The following is a 20,932-nucleotide window of genomic DNA, read 5'->3' on the forward strand; positions in this document are numbered from 1 at the left end:
CCCGCGCATCAGCGCCCCTGCCGCGCCGCAATCGACGCCGGGTAGCGCTCGCCCTGCACCTGGATAGCGGCCAGCACGGCTTCGATCTGCGCCAACTCGCCGGCATCCAGCACCAGCTCGGCTGCCGCCAGGTTTTCCTCCAGCCGGTGCAGCTTGGTGGTGCCCGGAATCGGTGCGATCCACGGCCTGCGCGAAAGCAGCCAGGCCAGCGCGACCTGTGCCGACGTGGCGCCGCGCGCGTGGGCAATGGCGGTGATGCGGTCCACCAGTGCCTGGTTGGCACGCCGTGCGTCTGCTTCGAATCGGGGCACCACCTTGCGGAAGTCGCCGTCGGCGAAGGTGGTATCGGCGGTGATGCTGCCGGTCAGGAAGCCCTTGCCCAACGGACTGAACGGGACGAAGCCAATGCCCAGCTCCTCGCACAGCGGCAGGATCTCGCGCTCCGGCTCGCGCCACCACAGCGAGTATTCGCTCTGCAATGCAGCTACCGGCTGCACGGCATGGGCGCGACGCAGCGATGCGGCGCCTGCCTCGGACATTCCGAAGTGCCGCACCTTGCCCTCGACGATCAGGTCACGCACGGTGCCGGCAACGTCCTCCATCGGTACGGCCGGGTCGACGCGGTGCTGGTAGAACAGATCGATGTAGTCGGTGCCCAGGTTGCGCAGCGACGCTTCGGCGACCTGCCGGATGCGCTCGGGGCGACTGTCCACGCCCTTGGTGGAGTCGCCATCGGTGAAGCCGAACTTGGTGGCAATGACTACCTTGTCGCGCACCGCAGCCAACGCTTCGCCCACCAGCACTTCATTGGCGCCCTGTGCATACGCCTCGGCCGTGTCGAAGAAGGTAACGCCCAGGTCGTAGGCACGGCGGATCACCTCGAGGCCATGCTCGCGCGTGACGGCGGGGCCGTAGCCGAAACTCAGACCCATGCAGCCCAGGCCAAGTGCTGACACGGTCGGGCCGTGGGTACCCAACGTTCTGTAGTTCATGGTGTTCTTCGCAAGCGGGGGGAGTATGGCCAATCTACGCCTCGGTCGGACATGCTTGCAGAGGCATGACGGAATATCGCTTATATGTAGAGCGCATCAATCCACGTGGATAGGCACCCGCGGCCACGTCGCACCGACTTGCTACGATTCCGGCAACCCCTGGCAGACGCACCTCGATGAACACTGGATTGACCCTGGCCGCAACGCTGGCGCTCGCTGCAGCTACCGGCAACGTGATGGCCGCGCCCACTGAGACCGGCCGACGCGAGATCGCCTCATTGATCGGCGCACTCGACGGTTCGTCCTGCCGCTTCCAGCGCAACGGCAGTTGGCACGACGCTGCCGAGGCGCGTGCGCACCTGCAGCGCAAGTACGATTACCTGCTGAAGAAGGACAAGGTGGATACCGCCGAGCAGTTCATCGAGCGGGCCGCCAGCCGCAGCAGCATGAGCGGCCAGCCCTACCGGATCGCCTGCCCGGGCCAGCCCGAACTGACTGCTGCATCCTGGTTCGGCGCGCGACTGCAGGCGCTGCGCACGCGTGGCAGCGCCAACTGACCGACGCGTGTCACCCGGCCCCGAACAGCGACTGCGCGTTCTGGAACAGGATCCAACTCGTCGCGATGAACTTGTCCCCGCCCTCCGGCCGGTTGCCCCGGTGCGTGTGGGTGAAGGCGGTGGGCGCAATCAACAGGCTGCCGGTACGCGGCGCGATCTTCCGCTCCTGGAACAGGAACTCGGTTTCCCCGGCTTCGAAGTCGTCATTCAGGTACAGCGTCCACAGCAGGTGCCGGTGCAGGGTTTCCGCCGCCGGGTCGCGCGGATACAGCTCGCAGTGCCAGTACGGGTAACCGCCCTCGCCCGCCGCATACCACTGCAGGTTGATGGCGCCGGGTCGCAGGCAGGTACGCGCCAGTTCGGAGAGCGCGGCGTCGTCCATGCCGGGGAAGTCCCCGGCCGCGAGGCGCCGGGCGTGTCCATCGTTGTCTTGAACCTGCAACATCAGCGGCGAGATCAGCGCCTGTGGATAACGGCGTAGATAAGTCAAAACCCCGCTGAATACTGCCTGTTGCAGCTGGATTTCGACCTGGCGCCACTCGGGGCGCCCACTTATGCGCAGATCCTTGCTGTGCTTGAGTTCCGGGAACACGCCGCTGCCTACTTCGCCGGGCTTCAACTGTGCGCTGGCGCGCATCTGGGCCTGTATGGCGGCGCAGGTCTCAACAGGGATGGCGTTGTGGATTACTTCGATGAAGTCGAGCGCGGTGTCGGCTGGCATGGGGTCATCCGTGGGCATTTCAGCCCGATGGTGACCGGTGTTGGTGCGGGTGTCACCCCGTTGCCATTAATGCGAACGGGGTCACATCCGGTGGATCAACGTGCGTCGTGCTCGCGGTGGTAACGGGTGGCTTCGGCCACTTCGTTGCGGGAGCCGAGGAACACCGGCACGCGCTGGTGCAGGTGGTCGGGCTGGATGTCGAGGATGCGCTCGCGGCCGGTGGTGGCGGCGCCGCCCGCCTGTTCCACCAGCAGGCCCATGGGGTTGGCCTCGTACATCAGGCGCAGCTTGCCCGCCTTGCCGGGGTCTTTCTTGTCCCACGGGTAGATGAAGATGCCGCCGCGGGTCAGGATGCGGTGCACGTCGGCCACCATGCTGGCGATCCAGCGCATGTTGAAGTTCTTGCCGCGCGCGCCTTCCTTGCCGGCCAGCAGGTCCTGCACGTAGCCCTGCATGGGGGCTTCCCAGTGGCGCTGGTTGGACATGTTGATGGCGAATTCCTGGGTGTCTTCGGGAATCTGCATGCCGCGCTGGGTGAGCACGAACTCGCCGGTTTCGCGGTCCAGGGTGAAGGCGTGGGTACCGTGGCCGGTGGTGAGCACCATCTGCGTGCTGGGGCCATAGATGCAGTAACCGGCCGCGATCTGCGCGGTGCCGGGCTGCAGGAAGCTGGCGTCGGTGGGCGCTTCGGTGCCGGCGGGGCTGCGCAGCACCGAGAAGATGGTGCCGACCGATACGTTCACGTCGATGTTGGAGCTGCCGTCCAGGGGATCGAACAGCAGCAGGAAGTCGCCACGCGGGTAGGTGTCCGGCACCGGCTGGCAGTGGTCCATTTCCTCGGAGGCGCAGGCGGCCAGGTGGCCACCCCAGGCGTTGGCTTCGAGCAGGATCTCATTGCTGATCACGTCGAGCTTCTTCTGGGCTTCGCCCTGTACGTTGCCGGTGCCGGCGTCGCCGAGCACGCCACCCAGCGCGCCCTTGCTGACCGCGATGGAAATGTTGGTGCAGGCGCGGCCCACCACTGCAATGAGCTGGCGCAGGTCGGCGTTGATGCGGCCGGCGTGCTGCTCTTCGATGAGGTACCGGGTAAGCGACGTACGGGACATGGAATGGCTGCCAAAGACATTTCGGGGGCCGTATTGTGGCCCGTCCGGCAGGGCATTACGAGGCAGCCGGGTCACGTAAGCGGTTACAGCGTGCGAACGGCGCGGCGCGTTGTGTCGTCACACGGCCAACGGTCGTGTGCCACCAGGGTTTCAGCGGGTGCGCATGGTTCTTGCCGGCATGCGCGGCTCGCGTAGATGCACCCGGCCGGAACGACCCGGTAGGTATCGATCGTTGGTCGATACGCCGACCAAAAAAAAACGGCCGCAGCAAGCGGCCGTTCTTCATCTCACCGCAGCAGCAGCTCAGCCCCTGGCGACGGTCGCCACGGCCTTGGCCACGTATTCCAGGTTGCCCTGGTTCAGTGCGGCTACGCAGATGCGGCCAGTACCCACCGCGTAGATGCCGTACTCGTCGCGCAGGCGGTCCACCTGCGGGCGGCTCAGGCCGGAATACGAGAACATGCCCGCCTGGTCGTTGATGAAGGCGAACTCCGGCGCACCGGCGGCCACCAGCTTGTCCACCAGGCCATGGCGCAGGGCGTGGATGCGCTCGCGCATCTCGGTCAGTTCCTGCTCCCACAGCTGGCGCAGCTCGGGGCTGTTCAGCACGCCGGCCACCAGCGCAGCGCCGTGGGTCGACGGGCTGGAGTAGATGGTGCGGATGATGCGCTTGACCTGCGACTGCACGGCCTTGGCCGCGTTCGCATCCGGGGCCACCACCGACAGCGCGCCGACGCGTTCGCCATACAGCGAGAACGACTTGGAGTACGAGTTGGCCACCACGAAGCTGTCGATGCCGGCTTCGGCAATGATGCGCACGGCCGCGCCATCTTCCTCGATGCCCTTGTCGAAGCCCTGGTAGGCCATGTCGATGAACGGGAACAGCTGGCGCTCCTTCAACAGGGCGGCCACCTGCTTCCACTGCGCGACGGTGAGGTCGGCGCCGGTGGGGTTGTGGCAGCACGCGTGCAGCAGCACCACGGTGCCCGGCTGCAGCGTGTTGAGGTCGGCCACCATGGCATCGAAATCAACGCCGTGGGTGGTCGGGTCGAAGTAGCTGTATTCCACGACCTCGAAGCCGGCCGCGCCGAACACCGCGCGGTGGTTTTCCCAGCTGGGGTTGCTGATGGCGATCGTGGAATGCGGAAGCAGCTTGTGCAGCAGGTCCGCGCCCACGCGCAGGGCGCCGCTGCCGCCAATGGTCTGCGAGGTGGCCACGCGGCCGGCGGCCAGCAGCGGCGAGTCCTTGCCGAAGACCAGTTCGCGGGTGGCCTGGGTGTAGGCCGGCAGGCCGTCGATGGGCAGGTAACCGCGCGGTTTGGCTTCGTTGGCGAGCTGCTGCTCGATCTGCTTCACGGCACGAAGCAGCGGAATACGGCCGCTTTCGTCGTAGTAGATGCCTACGCCCAGGTTGACCTTGGTGGGGCGGCTGTCGGCGTTGTACGCTTCGGTCAGACCCAGGATCGGGTCACCCGGGACCAGTTCCACATTTGCAAAGAAGGACACGGCGGTACTCTTTCGATGACGGAGGGGGGGATCGCATCGTAACAAAGCCGCAGCGGGGGCGCGGCGCCGGCCGTCACCTGGAACACCGTACCCTGTCGTGCGGTACCTGTTTTACGGAGAGCCCCCTCTGAACATCTTTCGTTTGACCCCGTTGGCCCGATGCTGTGCGCTGCTTTCGGCCTCGGCCCTGCCGAACCTGGCACAGGCCCAGACCGTACCGCCTGCTCCGGCCCCGATTGAACGCCTGCCTGCGGTTCAGGTGCAGGCCGCCCGGGGCCAGCAGGTGGCCGACGTGGACCTGCCCGCCTCGCTGAGCACGGTGTGGCTGGACGATGACGTCAATGGCAACCTGGCCCAGCTGTCCGAGGCACTCTCGGGCGTGCCCGGGGTGGTCGCCCGCGACCGCCAGAACCTGGCGCAGGACACCCAGCTTTCCATCCGTGGCTTCGGCGCCCGCTCCACCTTCGGGGTGCGCGGCGTGCGGGTACTCGTCGATGGCGTGCCGGCCACCATGCCTGACGGGCAGGGCCAGCTGTCCCATGCCAGCCTGCTGTCCGCCGAGCGGGTAGAGGTGCTGCGCGGGCCGTTCTCGGCGCTGTACGGCAATTCCTCCGGCGGCGTGGTCCAGGTCTGGAGCGCCGATGGCCAACAGGGCGATCCCTGGCGGCTGCGCGCGGCCGGTGGCAGCGACGGCACGCTCAGCACCGGGGCCCAGCTGCGCGGGCAGGAAGGGCCGATCCGCTACAACGTGGCAGCCAATCATTTCCGCACCGACGGCTGGCGCGACCACAGCGCGGCCCGGCGCGAATCAGTCAATGCCCGGCTGGGCATGGATGCCGGCGGCGGCACGCTCGACCTGGTGTTGAACTACTTCGATTCGCCGGACGCGCAGGACCCGCTGGGCCTTACCCGCGAACAGGTCCGGCAGGATCCGCGCCAGGCCACGGCGGTCGCCACCCAGTACAACACCCGCAAATCGGTGCGCCAGGCGCAGGCCGGGCTGGTATTCACCCGCACCCGCGACGCGCAGACCTGGCGTGCGATGGGCTATGCCGGCCAGCGCAGCGTGGAGCAGTACCTGGCCATTCCGCCCGGGCCGCAGGCCAACCCGCTGCATGCCGGCGGGGTGATCGACCTGGACGGCGGCTACGGCGGGCTGGACCTGCGCTGGGCCTGGAACGGCGACTGGGCAGGACGGCCGCTGGAACTGGTGATCGGTGCCAATGCCGACCAACAGCAGCAGGACCGGCGCGGTTACGAGAACTTCGTCGGCAGCAGCCTGGGCGTGCGCGGCGCGCTGCGGCGCGACCAGAGCGACCGGGTGCGCAACGTAGACCAGTTCGCGCAGGCGTTCTGGCAGTGGGCGCCGCGCTGGTCGCTGCTGCTGGGCGTGCGCCACAGCGAGGTGCGCTTCCGCTCCAACGACCACTACGTCACCGCGCGCAACCCGGACGACAGCGGCGCGCGCGATTACTCGGCCACCACCCCGGTGGCGGGCGTGGTGTTCCACGCCAGCGACGCGTGGCGGATCCATGCCTCGGCCGGGCGCGGGTTTGAAACCCCCACCTTCAACGAGCTGGGCTACCGCGCCGACGGCGCCGCCGGGCTGGCGCTGGACCTGTCGGCGGCGCGCAGCCAGAACCTGGAGCTGGGCACCAAGTGGCGCAACGCCGGCGGCGCGGCATTCGACGCGGCGGTGTTCCGGGCCAGCACCGACGACGAGCTGGCGGTGGCCAGCAATACCAACGGCCGCAGCACCTACCGCAACATCGGCAGGACCCGTCGCCAAGGGGTGGAGGCCAGCCTGCAGGTGCCGATCAGCGCGCAGCTGGAAGCCAGCCTGGCCTACACCTACGTCGAGGCCACCGTGCGTGAGCCCTATCTGGTCTGCGCCGGCAGCGGCTGCGCTACGCCGAACACGGTGGTGGCGGCCGGCTCAAGGCTGCCGGGCGTGCCGGCGCAGCAGTGGTTCGGCCGGCTGCAGTACCGGCCGGGTGCGTGGCAATGGGCCGGTGAGGTCGTGGCCTCCAGCGACACGGTGGTGAACGACCTGGCCACCGACAAGGCGCCGGGGTATGCCCTGCTGAACCTGGAAGCGGCGCGCAGCTGGACCACCGATCAGGGCGCGCTGCGGCTGTTTGCGCGCGTCGACAATGTGCTGGACCAGCGCTATGTCGGCTCGGTGATCGTCAACGACGGCAACCAGCGGTTCTTCGAGCCGGGGCCGGACCGGCGCTACAGCGTCGGGGTCCAGTGGGCGTGGCAATGAGGGAGCGCGGTCCTTCGACCGCGCCTGTTCATTTGGGAATCTTGGCCGGCACGAACGGCGAGGTGGGGTCGCTGGCGGGGAAGGTCTCTTCCAGCGCCTCGTCCTGGTTGTCGCTTTCGTGCGCCTTGCGCGCGGCCCGGTGGTGCGGGTGTTCGTCACAGTCGGCGTCCGGCCGGCCGGAGGGGTCCTTGCGGTCGCGCGAGGCGTGAACGTCGTCTTCGCCGGTACGCAGGTGTTCGGGGGTATGCGATGGCGACATGCCGGCGCCGCGGTCTTCGGCCTCCTGCAGGTCATGTTTGGCGCGCTGTTCGCCGGGAACCGGGGAAGTGGCTTCGCGCAGGGGATCGCGTGGCATGGTGGTGGCTCCACAGAACTGAAGGTTGAAACACGGCCCGATGCCGTGCAAAAAAAGCATACGCACCCGAGGGGGATGGCCGACGTGAAGCCTTGCGACGACCACCACAACGCATCTGTCACGGCTGGATAACGGCGCCGGGGCTATTCCTGCCAGCCCCCACCCCGTGCCGGAGACGTGTCATGCCCCGCCTGGATCGCCGTGCCGCACCCGTGCTGTTCAATGCCTACCTGCAGCCGGAACGGAGCGCGCGGCGCGACCGCCGTCGCCGCGCCGAAGAGCCTGAAGCGGTTGCGCAGGACTACCTGCAGTACATGCGCAGCGACTATGAACGCCGCCGCAGTCAGGGAAGGCGGACCTGGAAGGACCTGTACCCGGCGTACACCTTCGCGCTGACCACGCACTACGCCGACTGGCCGCGGGGCGCCGACGACGATACCGACGGCGAGCTGGCCGAGCATTGGGAGCAGATGCGCGGGCAGTCGCGGCTGGGCTGGCCGCAGGCACGCGCCATCGTCGAAGACGCCTGGATGGCCCTGGACCAGATGCCTGCAGCGGCGGTGCACGGCCCGCTGCAGTAAGGTCCTGGCCGTGTAGCCGCCCTGCACGGGCCGGACACGGGCGTTTCACGCGCTGCGCGGTACAGCTGGCGCCTCTCTTCTTCAGGAGTGGCGCCGCCATGGCCCGACCGATCTGGACCGGAACCCTGTCATTCGGGCTGTTGAACGTGCCGGTGTCGCTGATGTCCGGCGAACGCAAGGTGGACCTTTCGTTCCGCATGCTCGACTCGCGCGACCGCAAACCGATCCGCTTCGAGCGGGTCAACGCCGATACCGGCGAAGAAGTGCCCTGGAAGGACATCGTCAAGGCCTACGAGTACGACAAGGGCAGCTATGTCGTGCTGGACGAGAGCGATATCAAATCCGCCGCACCCGAGAGCCATGAAACGGTAGAGGTGGAAACCTTCGTCGATGCCAGCCAGATCGACCCGCGCTACTTCGAGAAGCCCTACCTGCTGGTGCCGGGCAAGAAAGCCGAGAAAGGCTACGTGCTGCTGCGCGAGACGCTGCGCAGCACCGGCAAGGTGGGCATCGCCCGCGTGGTGGTGCGCACCCGCGAATACCTGTGCGCAGTGATGCCACACGAACATGCGCTGGTGCTGCTCATCCTGCGTTACCCGCAGGAGCTGGTGGATCCGGAAGAGCACAAGCTGCCCACCGGCTCGCTGTCCGACTACCGGATCAGCAGCAAGGAAACCGAGATGGCCGAGCAGCTGATCGAATCGATGTCGGGTGAATGGAAGCCGGATGAGTACCACGACGAGTTCCGCGAGCGCCTGCAGGCGGTGTTGACCAGGCGCATCAAGGAAAAGGGCGGTACCACCACGGTGGAAGACGAGCCCGCGCCGCGCGAGGATGCCGCCACCAACGTGGTGGACTTCATGTCGCTGCTGCAGAAGAGCCTGGATGCGAAGAAGCGCACGCCTGCGAAGAAGAGCGCGGCGGTGTCGAAGGTGGTGAAGAAGGCGGCGCCCGCCAAGAAGGCGGCGAAGGCGACCAAGGCCGCGGGCAAAGCCACGAAATCGACTTCCAAGCCTGCCAAGGCGACCAAGAAGGCCGCCAAGGCGGCGCCCACGCGCAAGGCCGGGTAAGCGGCCATGTCGCTCCAGGAATACCGGCGCAAGCGCCGCTTCGGCGAAACCCCCGAACCCGATGATGAGCGCCGGGGCGCGGCCGCGCGGCGACCGATCTTCGTGGTGCAGCTGCACCATGCCAGCTCGCGCCACTACGATTTCCGACTCGAAGCCGATGGCGTGCTGAAGAGCTGGGCGGTGCCGAAGGGGCCATCGTTGCGGGTCGGCGAAAAGCGGCTGGCGGTGGAGGTGGAGGATCACCCGCTGTCCTACGCCAGCTTCGAAGGCGATATTCCCCACGGCCACTACGGCGCTGGCCACGTGGACGTGTACGACCACGGCACCTGGGCCTGCGATGGCGACCCCCTGGAGGCCATTGCGGCCGGCAAGGTCGACTTCGTGCTGCACGGCAGCCGCCTCAAGGGCGGCTGGAAGCTGGTGCGCACCAACATGAAGGGCAAGCAGCACCAGTGGCTGCTGATCAAGCGCGACGATGAAGACGCGCGTGACGCCGATGCGGACGCGTTGCTGGAGGAGGTCGTGCCCATGAAGCGCACGGCGACGAAAGCGAGGACCGTAAAAACGACTCGGTCGACGAAGACCACCACGTCGAAAACAACGACGTCTTCCAGGACACGCCCTGCCGCGTCGGCTGCGCCGCCCCGACCCGCCGCGCGCCGCAACGCCGACGCGCGCTGGAACAAGCGCGCGCTGACGCTGGAGCACGCGAAAGACATGCCCTACCCGCACGACTTCAAGCCCCAGCTCACCGACCACCGTGCCAGCGCGCCGGACGGCGAAGCATGGCTGCACGAGATCAAATGGGACGGCTACCGGCTCATCGCCGACGTGAGCGATGGCGTGGTGGCGCTGCGCTCGCGCAACGGACTGAACTGGACCGACGACTTCCCCGAGGTCGTGCAGGCGATCGAAGCCCTGCCGGTCAGCGACCTGCGCCTGGACGGCGAACTGGTGGTGCTCGATGCGCAGGGCCGCAGCGACTTCACCGGCCTGCAGAAGGTCATCGACGGCACCGCCAAACAACCGCTGCGCTACGTGGTGTTCGACATGCCCGGCGTGGCCGGGGTGGACGTCAGCCGCTCGCCGCTGCTGGAGCGCAAGACGCTGCTGAAAGACCTGCTGGGCGACACACCGGGCACGCTGGCCTACAGCGACCATGTGCTCGACCACGGCCCGGCGGTATTCGAGGCCAGCGGCAAGGCAGGCTTCGAAGGCATCATCAGCAAGCGGGTGGACGCGCCGTACGTCAATGCACGCGCCCCCAGCTGGGTCAAGGTGAAGCACGAGAACACCGATGAATTCCTGGTAGTCGGTTACACCGAACCGAAAGGCGCGCGCAGCGGTTTCGGCTCGCTGCTGATGGCCACGCCGGACCAGGGCGGGCTGCGTTATGTGGGCCGTGTAGGCACGGGCTTCGATGATGCAAAGCTGGCGTCCATGCACCGCCAGCTCAAGGCGCTCGCCACCGATACCGCCGCGGTCGAGCTGCCGTCGCACGTGCCGTTCAAAGCCAGCAGCGTGCATTGGGTCGAACCGACGCTGGTGGCCGAAGTCGCGTTCCGTGGCTGGGCGAAGGAAGGCCTGCTGCGCCAGGCCAGCTTCAAGCGCCTGCGGGAGGACAAGACCGCCAGGGATCTTGGCGTGGCGGGCAAGGCGGAGCGCGCCACGTCTACTGGCAGCAAAGCGAAGGCGGACGATGCACCCGGGAAGCCGCGGGGCGGTATGAAAACGGCGACCGCGAAGACCGCGACGCCGCGGGCCGGCGCAGCCGACGATGGGGTCACCATCACCCACCCCGAGCGCGTGGTGTTCGCCACGGCCAAGCTGACCAAGGGCGACGTGGCCGAGTATTACCGGCAGATGGCGCGCTGGATCCTGCCCGAAGTGGCGCGGCGGCCGCTGTCGCTGCTGCGCTGCCCCGATGGCGTGGACAAGCCCTGCTTCTTCCAGAAGCACCACGGCACCGGGCTGGGCGACGCGGTGGAGGCCATTCCGCTGCAGCAGAAAAGCGGCCGCGAGGATTACCTGTACATCGAAGACGTGGCCGGCCTGCTGCAGCTCGTGCAGATGAACACCTTGGAGCTGCATCCGTGGGGCGCCTCGGTAGACGACCCCGAACACCCCGACCGGCTGGTCTTCGACCTGGACCCGGGCGACGGCGTGACCTGGGCGGCGATCAAGGCGGCGGCGCGGGATGTGCGCGACCGCCTGCAGGAGATTGGACTGGAAAGCTTCGTGCGCCTGTCCGGCGGCAAGGGCGTGCATGTGGTGGTGCCGTTGAAGCCGAAGGCGGATTGGGCGCAGGCGAAGGATTTCTGCGAGTCGTTCGCGCACGCCCTGGCCGAACACGCGCCGGATCGCTACGTGGCCACGATGAGCAAGGCCAAGCGCAACGGCGTGATCTTCATCGATTGGCTGCGCAACGCGCGAGGCGCCACCAGCGTCTGTTCGTGGTCGCTGCGGGCAAGGCCCTCGGCCGGCGTCGCCGTGCCGCTGCGCTGGGAGGAACTGGGCCGCATCACCGCCGCAGACGCCTTCCCGCTGCACAAAGCACTGCAGCGCGCCCAGAAGCTGAAGCAGGACCCCTGGGAAGGCATCGATCAGGTAAACCAGGTGCTGCCAACGCTGTAACGGGAGGTGCCAACGCGCCCTTCGACCGCACCGCACGCATCGCCCCACCGTAGCGCCGGGCTCTGCCCGGCTGCTCTCATCCCAACCGCACCCGATACCGCGCACCCAACCAGATCCCCACCGCCTGCACCGGCACCGACACCAGCAACGTCACCACGAACCAGTATGGGTAATCACTGCCCAGGTCCCAGGCGGCATACACCGACGCCGCAGCGATCAGCGCCCACACCACGCCACCGTGCACATACGGCCGCACCGGCGCATACCGCGCTGCAAACGCGGTAGCGGCGACGCCGCCAACAATGGTCCAGCCGAGGTCCCAGGCCAGCCGGCCTTCGCCCTCGCCCAATCCGACCCACGGTGCGATCCATCCACCGGCGCCACTCACCATCCCCAGCACGAACAGCGCCACCACGATGCAGAGCACCGAGAGCGCAACCGTTTTTGCAGTGGTGAGCGCAGACATGGGTCGTCAGCCCACCAGCGCCGCCGACGCCTTCGCCAGCTGCTCGATGCCGGCCCAGTCCCGCGCCTGCAGCAGCGCGCGCGTGGTCAGCCACGAGCCGCCCACGCACAGCACATTGGGCAGGTGCAGGAAATCGCGTGCGGTCTGCGCGCTGATCCCGCCGGTGGGGCAGAACCGCACGTCGCCGAACGGGCCGTTCCAGGCCTGCAGCATGCCGATGCCACCGGCCTGCACGGCCGGGAAGAACTTGAAGGTATCCAGCCCGTGTTCCAGGCCCTGCATCAGCTCGGACGAGGTCGCCACGCCGGGCAGGAACGGCAGGTCGCTGTCGCGCGCGGCGGCGTACAGCCGTTCGGTCGCACCCGGCGCCACCGCGAACCGCCCGCCGATCGCCTTCACCTTCTCCATCTGCGCGGCGCTGAGCACGGTGCCCGCGCCCACCACCGCGTCCGGCACCGCTTCCACCATCGCCTGGATGGCGTCAATCGCCACCGCGGTGCGCAGGGTCACCTCGATCACCGGCAGCCCGCCGTTGAACAGCGCCTGGGCGACATGCACCGCCTCGTCCACGCTTTCAGGGGTGTACACCGGAATGACCGGGGCCAGTTTCAGGACTGCGCGTACGCGCGGATCAGCGCCGGACATCGAATCGCTCCTCGCCCGTCAGGGCCAGTACGTCAGCTTCACTGACGAGGTTGAAATCACCGGGAATCGAATGTTTCAGGCTGGCAGCGGCCAGGCCGAAGCGCACGATCGCATCCGGTTCGAAGCCCTGCATCATGCCATGCAGGATGCCGGCGGCGAATGCATCGCCACCGCCAATGCGGTCCACGATGCCGATCATTTCACGGGTCGGCGCCACGGCGCGGGTGCCATCGCGGCCCAGCAGCATGGCCCCCAGCGCGTGGTGGTCCACGCTGTGCGCGGTGCGCTGCGTGCAGGCCATCCACTGCAGCCGCGGGAAAGCGGCGAATGCCTGCACCGCGGCGGCGTCCACGCGCTCGGCCAGCACGGCTTGTTCGAACTGCCCGCCCAGCACCACGGCGATGTCGCGGTAGTCGGCGAACGCCACCGTGGCGCAGGCGAACAGCTCACGCAGGATGCCCGGCGCGTCGCCTTCCCAACGTGCCCACAGCGACGGCCGGAAGTTGCCGTCGAACGACACCTTCACCCCGCGCGCGCAGGCCGCCTGCGCGGCCACCAGGGTGGCCTCGGCCATCGACGGGTTCAGCGCAGGGCTCACCCCGGACAGGTGCAGCCATTCCACGCCGTCCAGCAGCACGTCCCAGTCGTAGTCGCTGGCGGTGCCCAGTGAGAAGGCGGAGTCCACCCGGTCATAGACCACTTCGCTGGCGCGCTGTACCGCCCCGGTGGTGAGGAAATACAGGCCCATGCGGCCCGGCCGGGTCTGCACGTGGGTGGTGTCCACTCCGTGCCGGCGCAGTTCGCCGGCGACGTACTGGCCCAGGGGATTGGCCGGCAGCGTGCTGACCATGTGCACGGTATGCCCGAAGTGCGCCAGCGACACCCCCACGTTGGCCTCCGCGCCGCCGGCATGCACCGCCACCTGCGGCGTCTGCAGCAACAACTCACGGCCCGGCGCGCTCATGCGCAACAACAACTCCCCGAAACAGACAACACGACTCATGGCGATGGATCCTTCGTGAGGGTCATGACCCGGGGACAGGCCCCGAGCCGTAATGGCTAGCGGTGTCATTCTAGCGGCGCGGGCCCGTCCGTCCACCCGCCCGGTTTGTCGAAGCCTATGTCCCGCAAGCGTCTACGGGACATGGAAAGTCTGTTGCGGTGCAAGATGCTCGATCCCCAACGGACTGTTAACGTCCGCCCTGACCAGCGGTGTCATTGCACTGACATGTCGCCGGATAGCTGTTTCATGTAGCACCTTGGGAGAGGGAAAACATGCAATATCGAAACATCCAGAAAAAGACACCGGTTACCTTGCTCGCCCTGTCGATCGGCCTGGCGCTGAGCGGAACCACCCTGGCGCAGGATCCGGCCCCGGCCTCGGCCACCGACCTGGACACCGTCACCGTCACCGGCTACCGCGCCAGCGTCGAGAAGGCGCTGGACATCAAGCGCGGCGAAGCCGGCGTGGTCGACGCCATCGTCGCCGAAGACATCGGCAAGTTCCCCGACCTGAACCTGGCCGAGTCGCTGCAGCGCGTGCCCGGCGTGGTCATCACCCGTGAAGCCGGCGAAGGCCGCAACATCTCGGTGCGTGGCCTGGGTCCGGACTTCACCCGCGTGCGCATCAACGGCATGGAAGCGCTGACCACGGTCGGCGCCGGCGACCAGAGCGGCGGCACCAACCGCGGCCGCGGCTTCGACTTCAACGTGTTCGCCTCGGACCTGTTCTCGCAGCTGCTGGTGCGCAAGACCGCCTCGGCCGACGTGGAAGAAGGCTCGCTGGGCGCCACCGTCGACCTGCGCACCGCGCGCCCGTTCGACTACGACGGCTTCACCTTCGCCGCCAGCGGCCAGGCCAGCTACAACGCGATGGCCGAAAAAGCCGACCCGCGCGTGGCTGCGCTGATCTCCAACACCTGGGCCGATGGCACCTTCGGCGCGCTGCTGTCGGTGGCCTATTCCGAGCGCCAGGCGCTGGAAGAAGGGTCCAACACCGGTCGCTGGGCCAACGGTCCGAGCAACGGCAACTTCAATGCGGCGTCGCCGTTCGCCGCCGCGCGTTCGGCCAGCGTCTACCACCCGCGCTTCCCGCGTTACGTGCAGATGGAACACGAGCAGAAGCGCCTGGGCGTGACCGGCACGCTGCAGTGGAAGCCGACCGACGCCACCGAAATCTCGCTGGACACGCTGTACTCGAAGATCGACGCCAAGCGCGACGAACACTACATCGAAGCGATTTCCTTCAGCCGCGGCACCAGCACCACGCCGCGCCTGGTCGGCAAGCCGGCGATGATCGTCAAGGATGGCGTGATCGAGAACAACGCGCTGGTCTACGGTGAGTTCGACAACGTCGACATCCGCACCGAGAACCGCCACGACGAGTGGAGCACCGAGTTCAAGCAGATCGCGCTGAACGGCCAGCACCGCTTCGGCGACGACTTCACCTTGTCCGGCAAGGTGGGCATCTCGCGCTCCAAGCACGAGAATCCCATCCAGACCACCATCATCATGGACAAGTACGATGTCGATGGTTACAGCTACGATTACCGCGGCAACAGCCGGTTCCCGAAGCTGAACTACGGCATCGACCCGACCAACCCGGCGGGCTGGGAACTGGCTGAAATCCGCCTGCGTCCGCAGTACGTGGACAACGACTTCGACACCGGCCAGGTCGACTTCAACTGGAATGTCAGCCCGGGCTTCCGCCTGAAGGGCGGCATCCTCGCCAAGAACTACACCTTCGACACCGTGGAACTGCGGCGCGCCAGCGAACTGGCCGTGCCGAACTTCCCGAACGGCACCAAGATCGTGCCGGTGGACATGACCCAGCAGGCCGGCCTGAAGGGCATCACCGGTACCCCGGACCAGTGGGTGGTGCCGGACCTGAACGCCATCGCCAACCAGTTCGACATCTACAGCAACAGCGGCATCTTCGCCGTCGCCCCGCGGGCCAACAACTCGCGCAGCGTGGAAGAAGAAGACCGCGGCGGCTACCTGATGGGCGAGTTCTCGACCGAGCTGGGCAGCATTCCGTTCTCGGGTAACTTCGGCGTGCGCTACGTGAAGACCAAGCAGAGCTCCACCGGTCTTTCCACCCTGGCCACCGGCACCGTGGCGACCACGGTCGATCGTGAGTACGACGACACCCTGCCCTCGTTCAACCTGGTGGCCGAGATCACCCCGGACTTCCTGATCCGCCTCGGTGCGGCCAAGGTGATGAGCCGCCCGGGCCTGGGCAGCCTGACCCCGGGCGCCACCGTGGCCGTGGCCGGCGGTGCGCGCACCATCTCCAGCGGCAACCCGTTCCTGGACCCGATCCGCGCCAAGAACGTGGACCTGGGCTTCGAGTGGTACTTCGCCGAAGGCGCGATGGCCGGCGTCGGCCTGTTCTACAAGGACATCGAAAGCTTCGTGCAGACCACCCGCGAAGTGGCGCCGTACAGCGCCAGCGGCCTGCCCGATTCGCTGCTGATCGGCACCGGTGCCTCGCCGTCGGATGACTTCACCTACACCAAGCCGGTCAACACCCCGGGTGGCGAGCTGCACGGCGTCGAAGTGAACTACACCCAGCCGTTCACCTTCCTGCCCGGCAACTGGTCCAACCTGGGCATGCAGTTGAACTACACCTGGGTGGAATCGCAGATCCAGTACATCAACTCCAGCGGCCAGCCGGTGATGAAGGCGGACCTGACCGGTCTGTCCAAGTCGTCCTGGAACGCAACGCTGTTCTATGAAGGCAAGGTGTGGTCCGGCCGTGTGTCGGCGACCAACCGCGACGATTACCTGACCCAGGTGCCCGGCACCGAAGCAGGCTTCAACGTGGACGGCACCCACGGCATGACCGGCACCACCTTCATCGACGCCTCGATCCGCTACACGATCAGCGACCAGCTGGAGCTGAGCCTGGAAGGCATGAACCTGACCAACGAAGCCAGCGACGAGTGGGTGTACTCGCCGGCAACCGGTCGCCTGCCGCTGCAGTACACCGAAACCGGCCGGCAGTACCAGTTGGGCGTTCGCTACAAGTTCTGATCGCGCAACACCGGCAGCGGCGTGGGCAACCACGCCGCTGTTGCGGCGCAAGATGCCGCACTGCGTTCCCTTTGCTAGTTTCTGACGGCCCTGCGCTGACGCCGCGGCCGTGGCGTTGCGCCATGTTCCGCTGACGAGGATGGCGTGTCGAGCTGCACGTTCTCGTTGTGGAAAGGAAAGTCACATGCTGCTTCGCGTTGATGTTCGGCCCACGGCGATCGCCCTCGCCCTGCTCCTGGCCACCGTTGGTGGCGCCTCGGCGCAGAATGCACCGCAGCTGCTGTTCCACGTGTCGGCCGACAAGGGCTTCGAGGCGGACACCGCCCAGGGCGACGCGGTTCCCAACTTCCAGGACAAGGTCAAACGCGTGCCCGATGGCGCGCGCGGTTCGGCCATCCAGTGGGAAGACGATGGCGTGCTCTCCTGGAACGCGCCGGGCAACATCCAGGCCCAGCGCGGCACCCTCGGCTTCTACTGGCGTTCGCGCTACGCGGTTGGCGAAGCGCCGTTCGTGATCTTCCGGGTGGGCTATGCCGACCATAGCAGCTGGGACATGGCCTGGCTGCGCATCGACTGGAACGGGCACGGCTTCGATGCCTTCGTGACCGACGCCAACCTGGCCCGCACCCGCGTCTCGTTCAAGCTGGACCAGAATCCTTCACCCCGGCAATGGCAGCACATCGCCTTCGGCTGGGATGAGAATCACGGCGTGCGCCTGTACGTGGACGGCAGGGAGGTCGCGCGACAGGAGACCACCGCCGATTACGATGCGGCGCTGGACCAGCTCGGCCTGGCCGGACGGGTGATGGCGCCCTACCAGGTGCAGAGCCGCTACAACTTCCTGCGCGGCAGCGACGTCGACGAAATCCGCGTATACGACCGCCTGCTGGATCCGGCCGGGATGGCCGCGCTGGCGGCGAACAAGGCACCCACCACCGCGGTCGCCGACAGCAACGCCATGCGTTCCTGGAACCACCGCTTCGGCTGGGACAGCGCAGCGCCGCCTGCGTTGTCCGCACCCGTCACCCGCATCCGCAAGATCGAGTTCGCCGACACCAAAGACCACAAGCAGTGGATGTGGAAGGCGACCGATGGCATCGCCGAGACCACCTGGCCAGGCGTGTACAACCGCTCGCGCCTGCCGGGCCGCAATGACTATTTCCAGCTGCCGGACTGGAACACCTACGTGGAAGGTGGGCAGCAGCTCGACCTGAGCGTGCCGGACGGCGAGACCGTCAACCGCATTGAAGTGCGGGGTGCCGCATACGGTTCGCTCAGCCACGGCACCGGTGGCGCTGCCGCCACGCCGCTGCTGCAGCGCCCGCAGGGCGTGGTGCGCAGCGTGGACGACATTCCCGCGCAGACCGGCGGCGTACTGCATTTCCGCAATGCCGCACAGGAAACACCGATCCAGGAAATCTGGGCCTACCAGGTCAGCGACGGAGCCGAGCCGGAAGGCACGGTCAAGCAACGTTACCTGGTCGACAGCCAGGCCCTGCCCGACTACCTCAACATCACCGCACTGCGCGCCTACATCGATGGTCGCTACCCGGCCGCCGAACGCAGCACGGTGATGGCACTGCCCAAGGGCGCCGGTTCGCGCCGGCGCGGCGCGGACACGCTGCCGGCCCAGCCGCTGCCGATCGTGCACGTGCTGATCCCCTCCGGCGTGGGCGACGCCCCGGCCGCGCAGCCGCTGATCCGCAGCTGGGCGCACAGCTGGGAAAACATGCATGACGGCCTGGATGGCGTGGCCATCGACCTGCCGGCACTTGACCTGCCAGCGGCGAAGGACGGGCTCATCCCGCTCAACATCCGCATCAAGGATCCGATCTGGCCGGCGCGCGACATGATCGATGTCTCGGTGTCGGTCAAGCCGAACCAGAAACGCACGCTGTGGCTGGACCTGCGCGACCGCATCCTCACCGCCGACAGCCTGTGGATCAGCATCGCGTCCGGCGCGCCTGGCTTCAATGCCGCGTCGCTGGACGGGGCGGAGATCCGCATGGTCTACAAAGACCGCACCGAAGCGAAACAGGAGCACCTGGCCGACCGCTTCAACCAGGTACGCGACAACTGGGGGTTCCTGGTGGAAGAGCACACCACCTCCAAGCGCCAGCGCCTGTACGCGCGTGTGTATGCGGACCTGAGCGACCTGCTGCGGGTCGACCCGGACCATGAACTCGGCCGGCTGTACTGGAACTACATCAGCTACAACAGCCAGGGCAAACCGCCGTTCACCCAGCCTGCGGCCCCGAAGGGCGTCCCGCTGTGGGCGTTCCGGCAGACCGAAGACCTGAAGTACGTGCGCCGCTTCGTGGACTGGTGGATCGACAACCGCCAGATCGCGTACGGCGACTTCGGCGGCGGGATCTCCGACGACACCGACCTCACCCAGCAGTGGCCGGGCCTGGCGCTGATGGGCGTCGAGCCGGACCGCCTCAACCGATCGCTCACCGCCCTGTCCGACGCGGTGTACCGCAACGGCATGTTCTCCAACGGGCTCAGCACCATCGAGACCGATGAGCTGCATGCCTACGAGGAAGGCATCAACGCCAACAGCGCCATGCTGTACCTCAACTGGGGCGATCCGCTCACCGTCGAGCGCCTGATGGAAACGGTGAAGGCGTTCGACGAGCGCATCATCCTGCCCAACCCGCAGGGTCACCTGCTGTTCTCCAGCAACTGGTTCGGCGGCAACAAGGTCTACCGCGAGCCGAACTGGCAGTGGCAGAAGCCGTACTCGTTCCCGGCGCTGCACCCGGCCTTCCTGATGGGCCAGTACAACGCCGACCCGACCGGTCGCAAACTGGTTACCGGCCTGGCCGACAGTTACCTGGCCCACGCCTACACCGACGACAAGGGCCGCTGGGCGCTGCCCAACGAGATCAACTGGGCCACCGGCAAGGTGCGCGGCGGCGAGCTCAACAACGGTTCGGGCGGCGGCGATGTAATGCACACCTTCTGGGCCGCGTGGCGCTGGAGTGGCGACGACAAGTACCTGAAGGCGCTGGATTACCGCGTGGAGCGCGGCGGTCCAGGCGCGCTGGCCAACCTGGGCGAGAACTACGTGGAGGTGCTGGGCAAGGGCGCGGCCTGGAATCCGAAACTGGTGGCCGATGCCGATGCAGGCAACACTGGCTTCTCCAGCCTGATGGCGTGGCAGGCCACCGGCGACAAGAAGTACCTGGAAGCGCTGCACGCCGACGGCATCCAGGCCAAGGCACAGCGCGAGTACATGAACACAGAAGGCCACTGGTGGTCCGACCGCGTCGAAGCGCCCAGCGAGTTCCTGCAGCGTGCGCGCCTGGGCGGCATCGCGCTCAAGCGCAATCAGAGCTGGCCGGGGCACACGGTGAGCTGGCGTTTCGCCCAGCCCGACGCCGCCGAACAGGTGGCGCTACTGGTGCATGCGCCGTCCACCGAGCGCTTCAAGGTGATCGCCTACAACACCGGCCCCCGAGCGGTGGACGCGGAAATGAGCACCTGGAACGTCACCGCCGGCACCTGGCGCATGACCAGCGGCATCGACCGCGACGGCGATGACCGCATCGACGGCAAGGGCGACACACGCGAGGTCGCGCTGGAGCGCAGTGCGTCGATCCCGCTGCGGTTTGCACCCGGTGTCGCGCAGGTGCTCGAGTTCGAGCTGGTCACCGCCGGCACGCCGGTGGAACAGCGCCCCGACCTGGGCATCGGGCGCGGCGATATCCGCGTGGACGGCCGCCAGGTGCAGGTGACCGTGCACAGCCTGGGCCACGTGGGAACGCCGGTGGGTACGGCGGTACTGGAAGATGCCAAGGGCCGCGAGCTGGCCAGGATCGAGGTTCCGGCGATGGCAGCCCCCACCGACCTGCTGCCGAAGACCACCACGGTCGGGCTGCCCCTGCCCGCCGGCAACCGCAGCGGCCTGCGCGTTCGCGTGGCACTGGCCGATGGCAGCGCCGAAGTCACCCAGCGCAACAACAGCATCGCACTACCCCAACCGTAGAGCC

At 67.4% G+C, this 20,932-nt stretch carries 15 protein-coding genes; 7 read left to right on the top strand and 8 right to left on the bottom strand.

The window, feature by feature from the left end; genetic code table 11:
* Positions 1–8: 8 nt before the first annotated feature.
* A complete protein-coding gene (locus tag FSZ13_RS13395; RefSeq protein ID WP_145480512.1) occupies positions 9–992 on the bottom strand; it encodes an aldo/keto reductase in 984 nt (327 codons plus the stop codon).
* 176 nt (positions 993–1,168) lie between these two features.
* On the opposite strand from FSZ13_RS13395, the gene FSZ13_RS13400 reads away from it, so the two are divergent.
* Positions 1,169–1,549: a YfeK family protein gene (locus FSZ13_RS13400; RefSeq protein ID WP_186308945.1), complete on the top strand. Its 381-nt coding sequence runs from the start codon at positions 1,169–1,171 to the stop codon at positions 1,547–1,549.
* A 10-nt stretch (positions 1,550–1,559) separates the two neighbouring features.
* On the opposite strand, the gene FSZ13_RS13405 is transcribed toward FSZ13_RS13400, so the two are convergent.
* The 3 genes from FSZ13_RS13405 to FSZ13_RS13415 form a co-directional block, all read right to left on the bottom strand.
* On the bottom strand, positions 1,560–2,270 hold the full coding sequence (locus tag FSZ13_RS13405) for a 2OG-Fe(II) oxygenase (protein ID WP_145480514.1): 711 nt from the start codon (positions 2,268–2,270) through the stop codon (positions 1,560–1,562).
* A gap of 95 nt (positions 2,271–2,365) precedes the next feature.
* Positions 2,366–3,376: a class 1 fructose-bisphosphatase gene (locus FSZ13_RS13410; protein WP_145480517.1), complete on the bottom strand. Its 1,011-nt coding sequence runs from the start codon at positions 3,374–3,376 to the stop codon at positions 2,366–2,368.
* 303 nt (positions 3,377–3,679) lie between these two features.
* The gene (locus tag FSZ13_RS13415; protein WP_145480519.1) at positions 3,680–4,882 is read right to left on the bottom strand and encodes an aromatic amino acid transaminase; all 1,203 of its coding nucleotides are present in this window, start codon (positions 4,880–4,882) and stop codon (positions 3,680–3,682) included.
* 133 nt (positions 4,883–5,015) lie between these two features.
* On the opposite strand from FSZ13_RS13415, the gene FSZ13_RS13420 reads away from it, so the two are divergent.
* Entirely contained in the window at positions 5,016–7,151 is a 2,136-nt protein-coding gene (locus FSZ13_RS13420) for a TonB-dependent receptor (RefSeq protein WP_145481172.1), read from the top strand.
* A gap of 28 nt (positions 7,152–7,179) precedes the next feature.
* On the opposite strand, the gene FSZ13_RS13425 is transcribed toward FSZ13_RS13420, so the two are convergent.
* Entirely contained in the window at positions 7,180–7,506 is a 327-nt protein-coding gene (locus FSZ13_RS13425) for a hypothetical protein (protein WP_145480521.1), read from the bottom strand.
* Positions 7,507–7,688: 182 nt separating this feature from the next.
* Between FSZ13_RS13425 and FSZ13_RS13430 the strand changes: the two genes are divergently transcribed.
* From FSZ13_RS13430 to ligD, 3 genes are all read left to right on the top strand, one after another.
* Positions 7,689–8,087: a hypothetical protein gene (locus FSZ13_RS13430; protein ID WP_145480523.1), complete on the top strand. Its 399-nt coding sequence runs from the start codon at positions 7,689–7,691 to the stop codon at positions 8,085–8,087.
* Between the two features lie 98 nt (positions 8,088–8,185).
* A complete protein-coding gene (locus FSZ13_RS13435; RefSeq protein WP_145480525.1) occupies positions 8,186–9,157 on the top strand; it encodes a Ku protein in 972 nt (323 codons plus the stop codon).
* Positions 9,158–9,163: 6 nt separating this feature from the next.
* Positions 9,164–11,791 (top strand): DNA ligase D, encoded by a 2,628-nt coding sequence (gene ligD, locus FSZ13_RS13440; protein WP_145480527.1) that lies wholly within the window; start codon positions 9,164–9,166, stop codon positions 11,789–11,791.
* Between the two features lie 76 nt (positions 11,792–11,867).
* On the opposite strand, the gene FSZ13_RS13445 is transcribed toward ligD, so the two are convergent.
* The 3 genes from FSZ13_RS13445 to FSZ13_RS13455 are packed head-to-tail and all read right to left on the bottom strand — an operon-like array spanning position 11,868 to position 13,905.
* Entirely contained in the window at positions 11,868–12,257 is a 390-nt protein-coding gene (locus FSZ13_RS13445; protein WP_145480529.1) for a hypothetical protein, read from the bottom strand.
* A 6-nt stretch (positions 12,258–12,263) separates the two neighbouring features.
* Positions 12,264–12,902: a bifunctional 4-hydroxy-2-oxoglutarate aldolase/2-dehydro-3-deoxy-phosphogluconate aldolase gene (gene eda, locus FSZ13_RS13450; protein WP_145480532.1), complete on the bottom strand. Its 639-nt coding sequence runs from the start codon at positions 12,900–12,902 to the stop codon at positions 12,264–12,266.
* A complete protein-coding gene (locus FSZ13_RS13455; RefSeq protein WP_145480534.1) occupies positions 12,889–13,905 on the bottom strand; it encodes a sugar kinase in 1,017 nt (338 codons plus the stop codon). Before FSZ13_RS13455 ends, eda begins: the two co-directional genes overlap by 14 nt.
* Positions 13,906–14,177: 272 nt before the next feature.
* Between FSZ13_RS13455 and FSZ13_RS13460 the strand changes: the two genes are divergently transcribed.
* On the top strand, positions 14,178–16,937 hold the full coding sequence (locus tag FSZ13_RS13460; RefSeq protein WP_145480536.1) for a TonB-dependent receptor: 2,760 nt from the start codon (positions 14,178–14,180) through the stop codon (positions 16,935–16,937).
* 184 nt (positions 16,938–17,121) lie between these two features.
* Positions 17,122–20,928, top strand: coding sequence for a LamG-like jellyroll fold domain-containing protein (locus FSZ13_RS13465; protein ID WP_145480538.1), 3,807 nt, complete (start codon positions 17,122–17,124; stop codon positions 20,926–20,928).
* Positions 20,929–20,932: the final 4 nt, after the last annotated feature.

Source organism: Stenotrophomonas rhizophila (assembly GCF_007667275.1).
Taxonomy (GTDB): domain Bacteria; phylum Pseudomonadota; class Gammaproteobacteria; order Xanthomonadales; family Xanthomonadaceae; genus Stenotrophomonas; species Stenotrophomonas maltophilia_AE.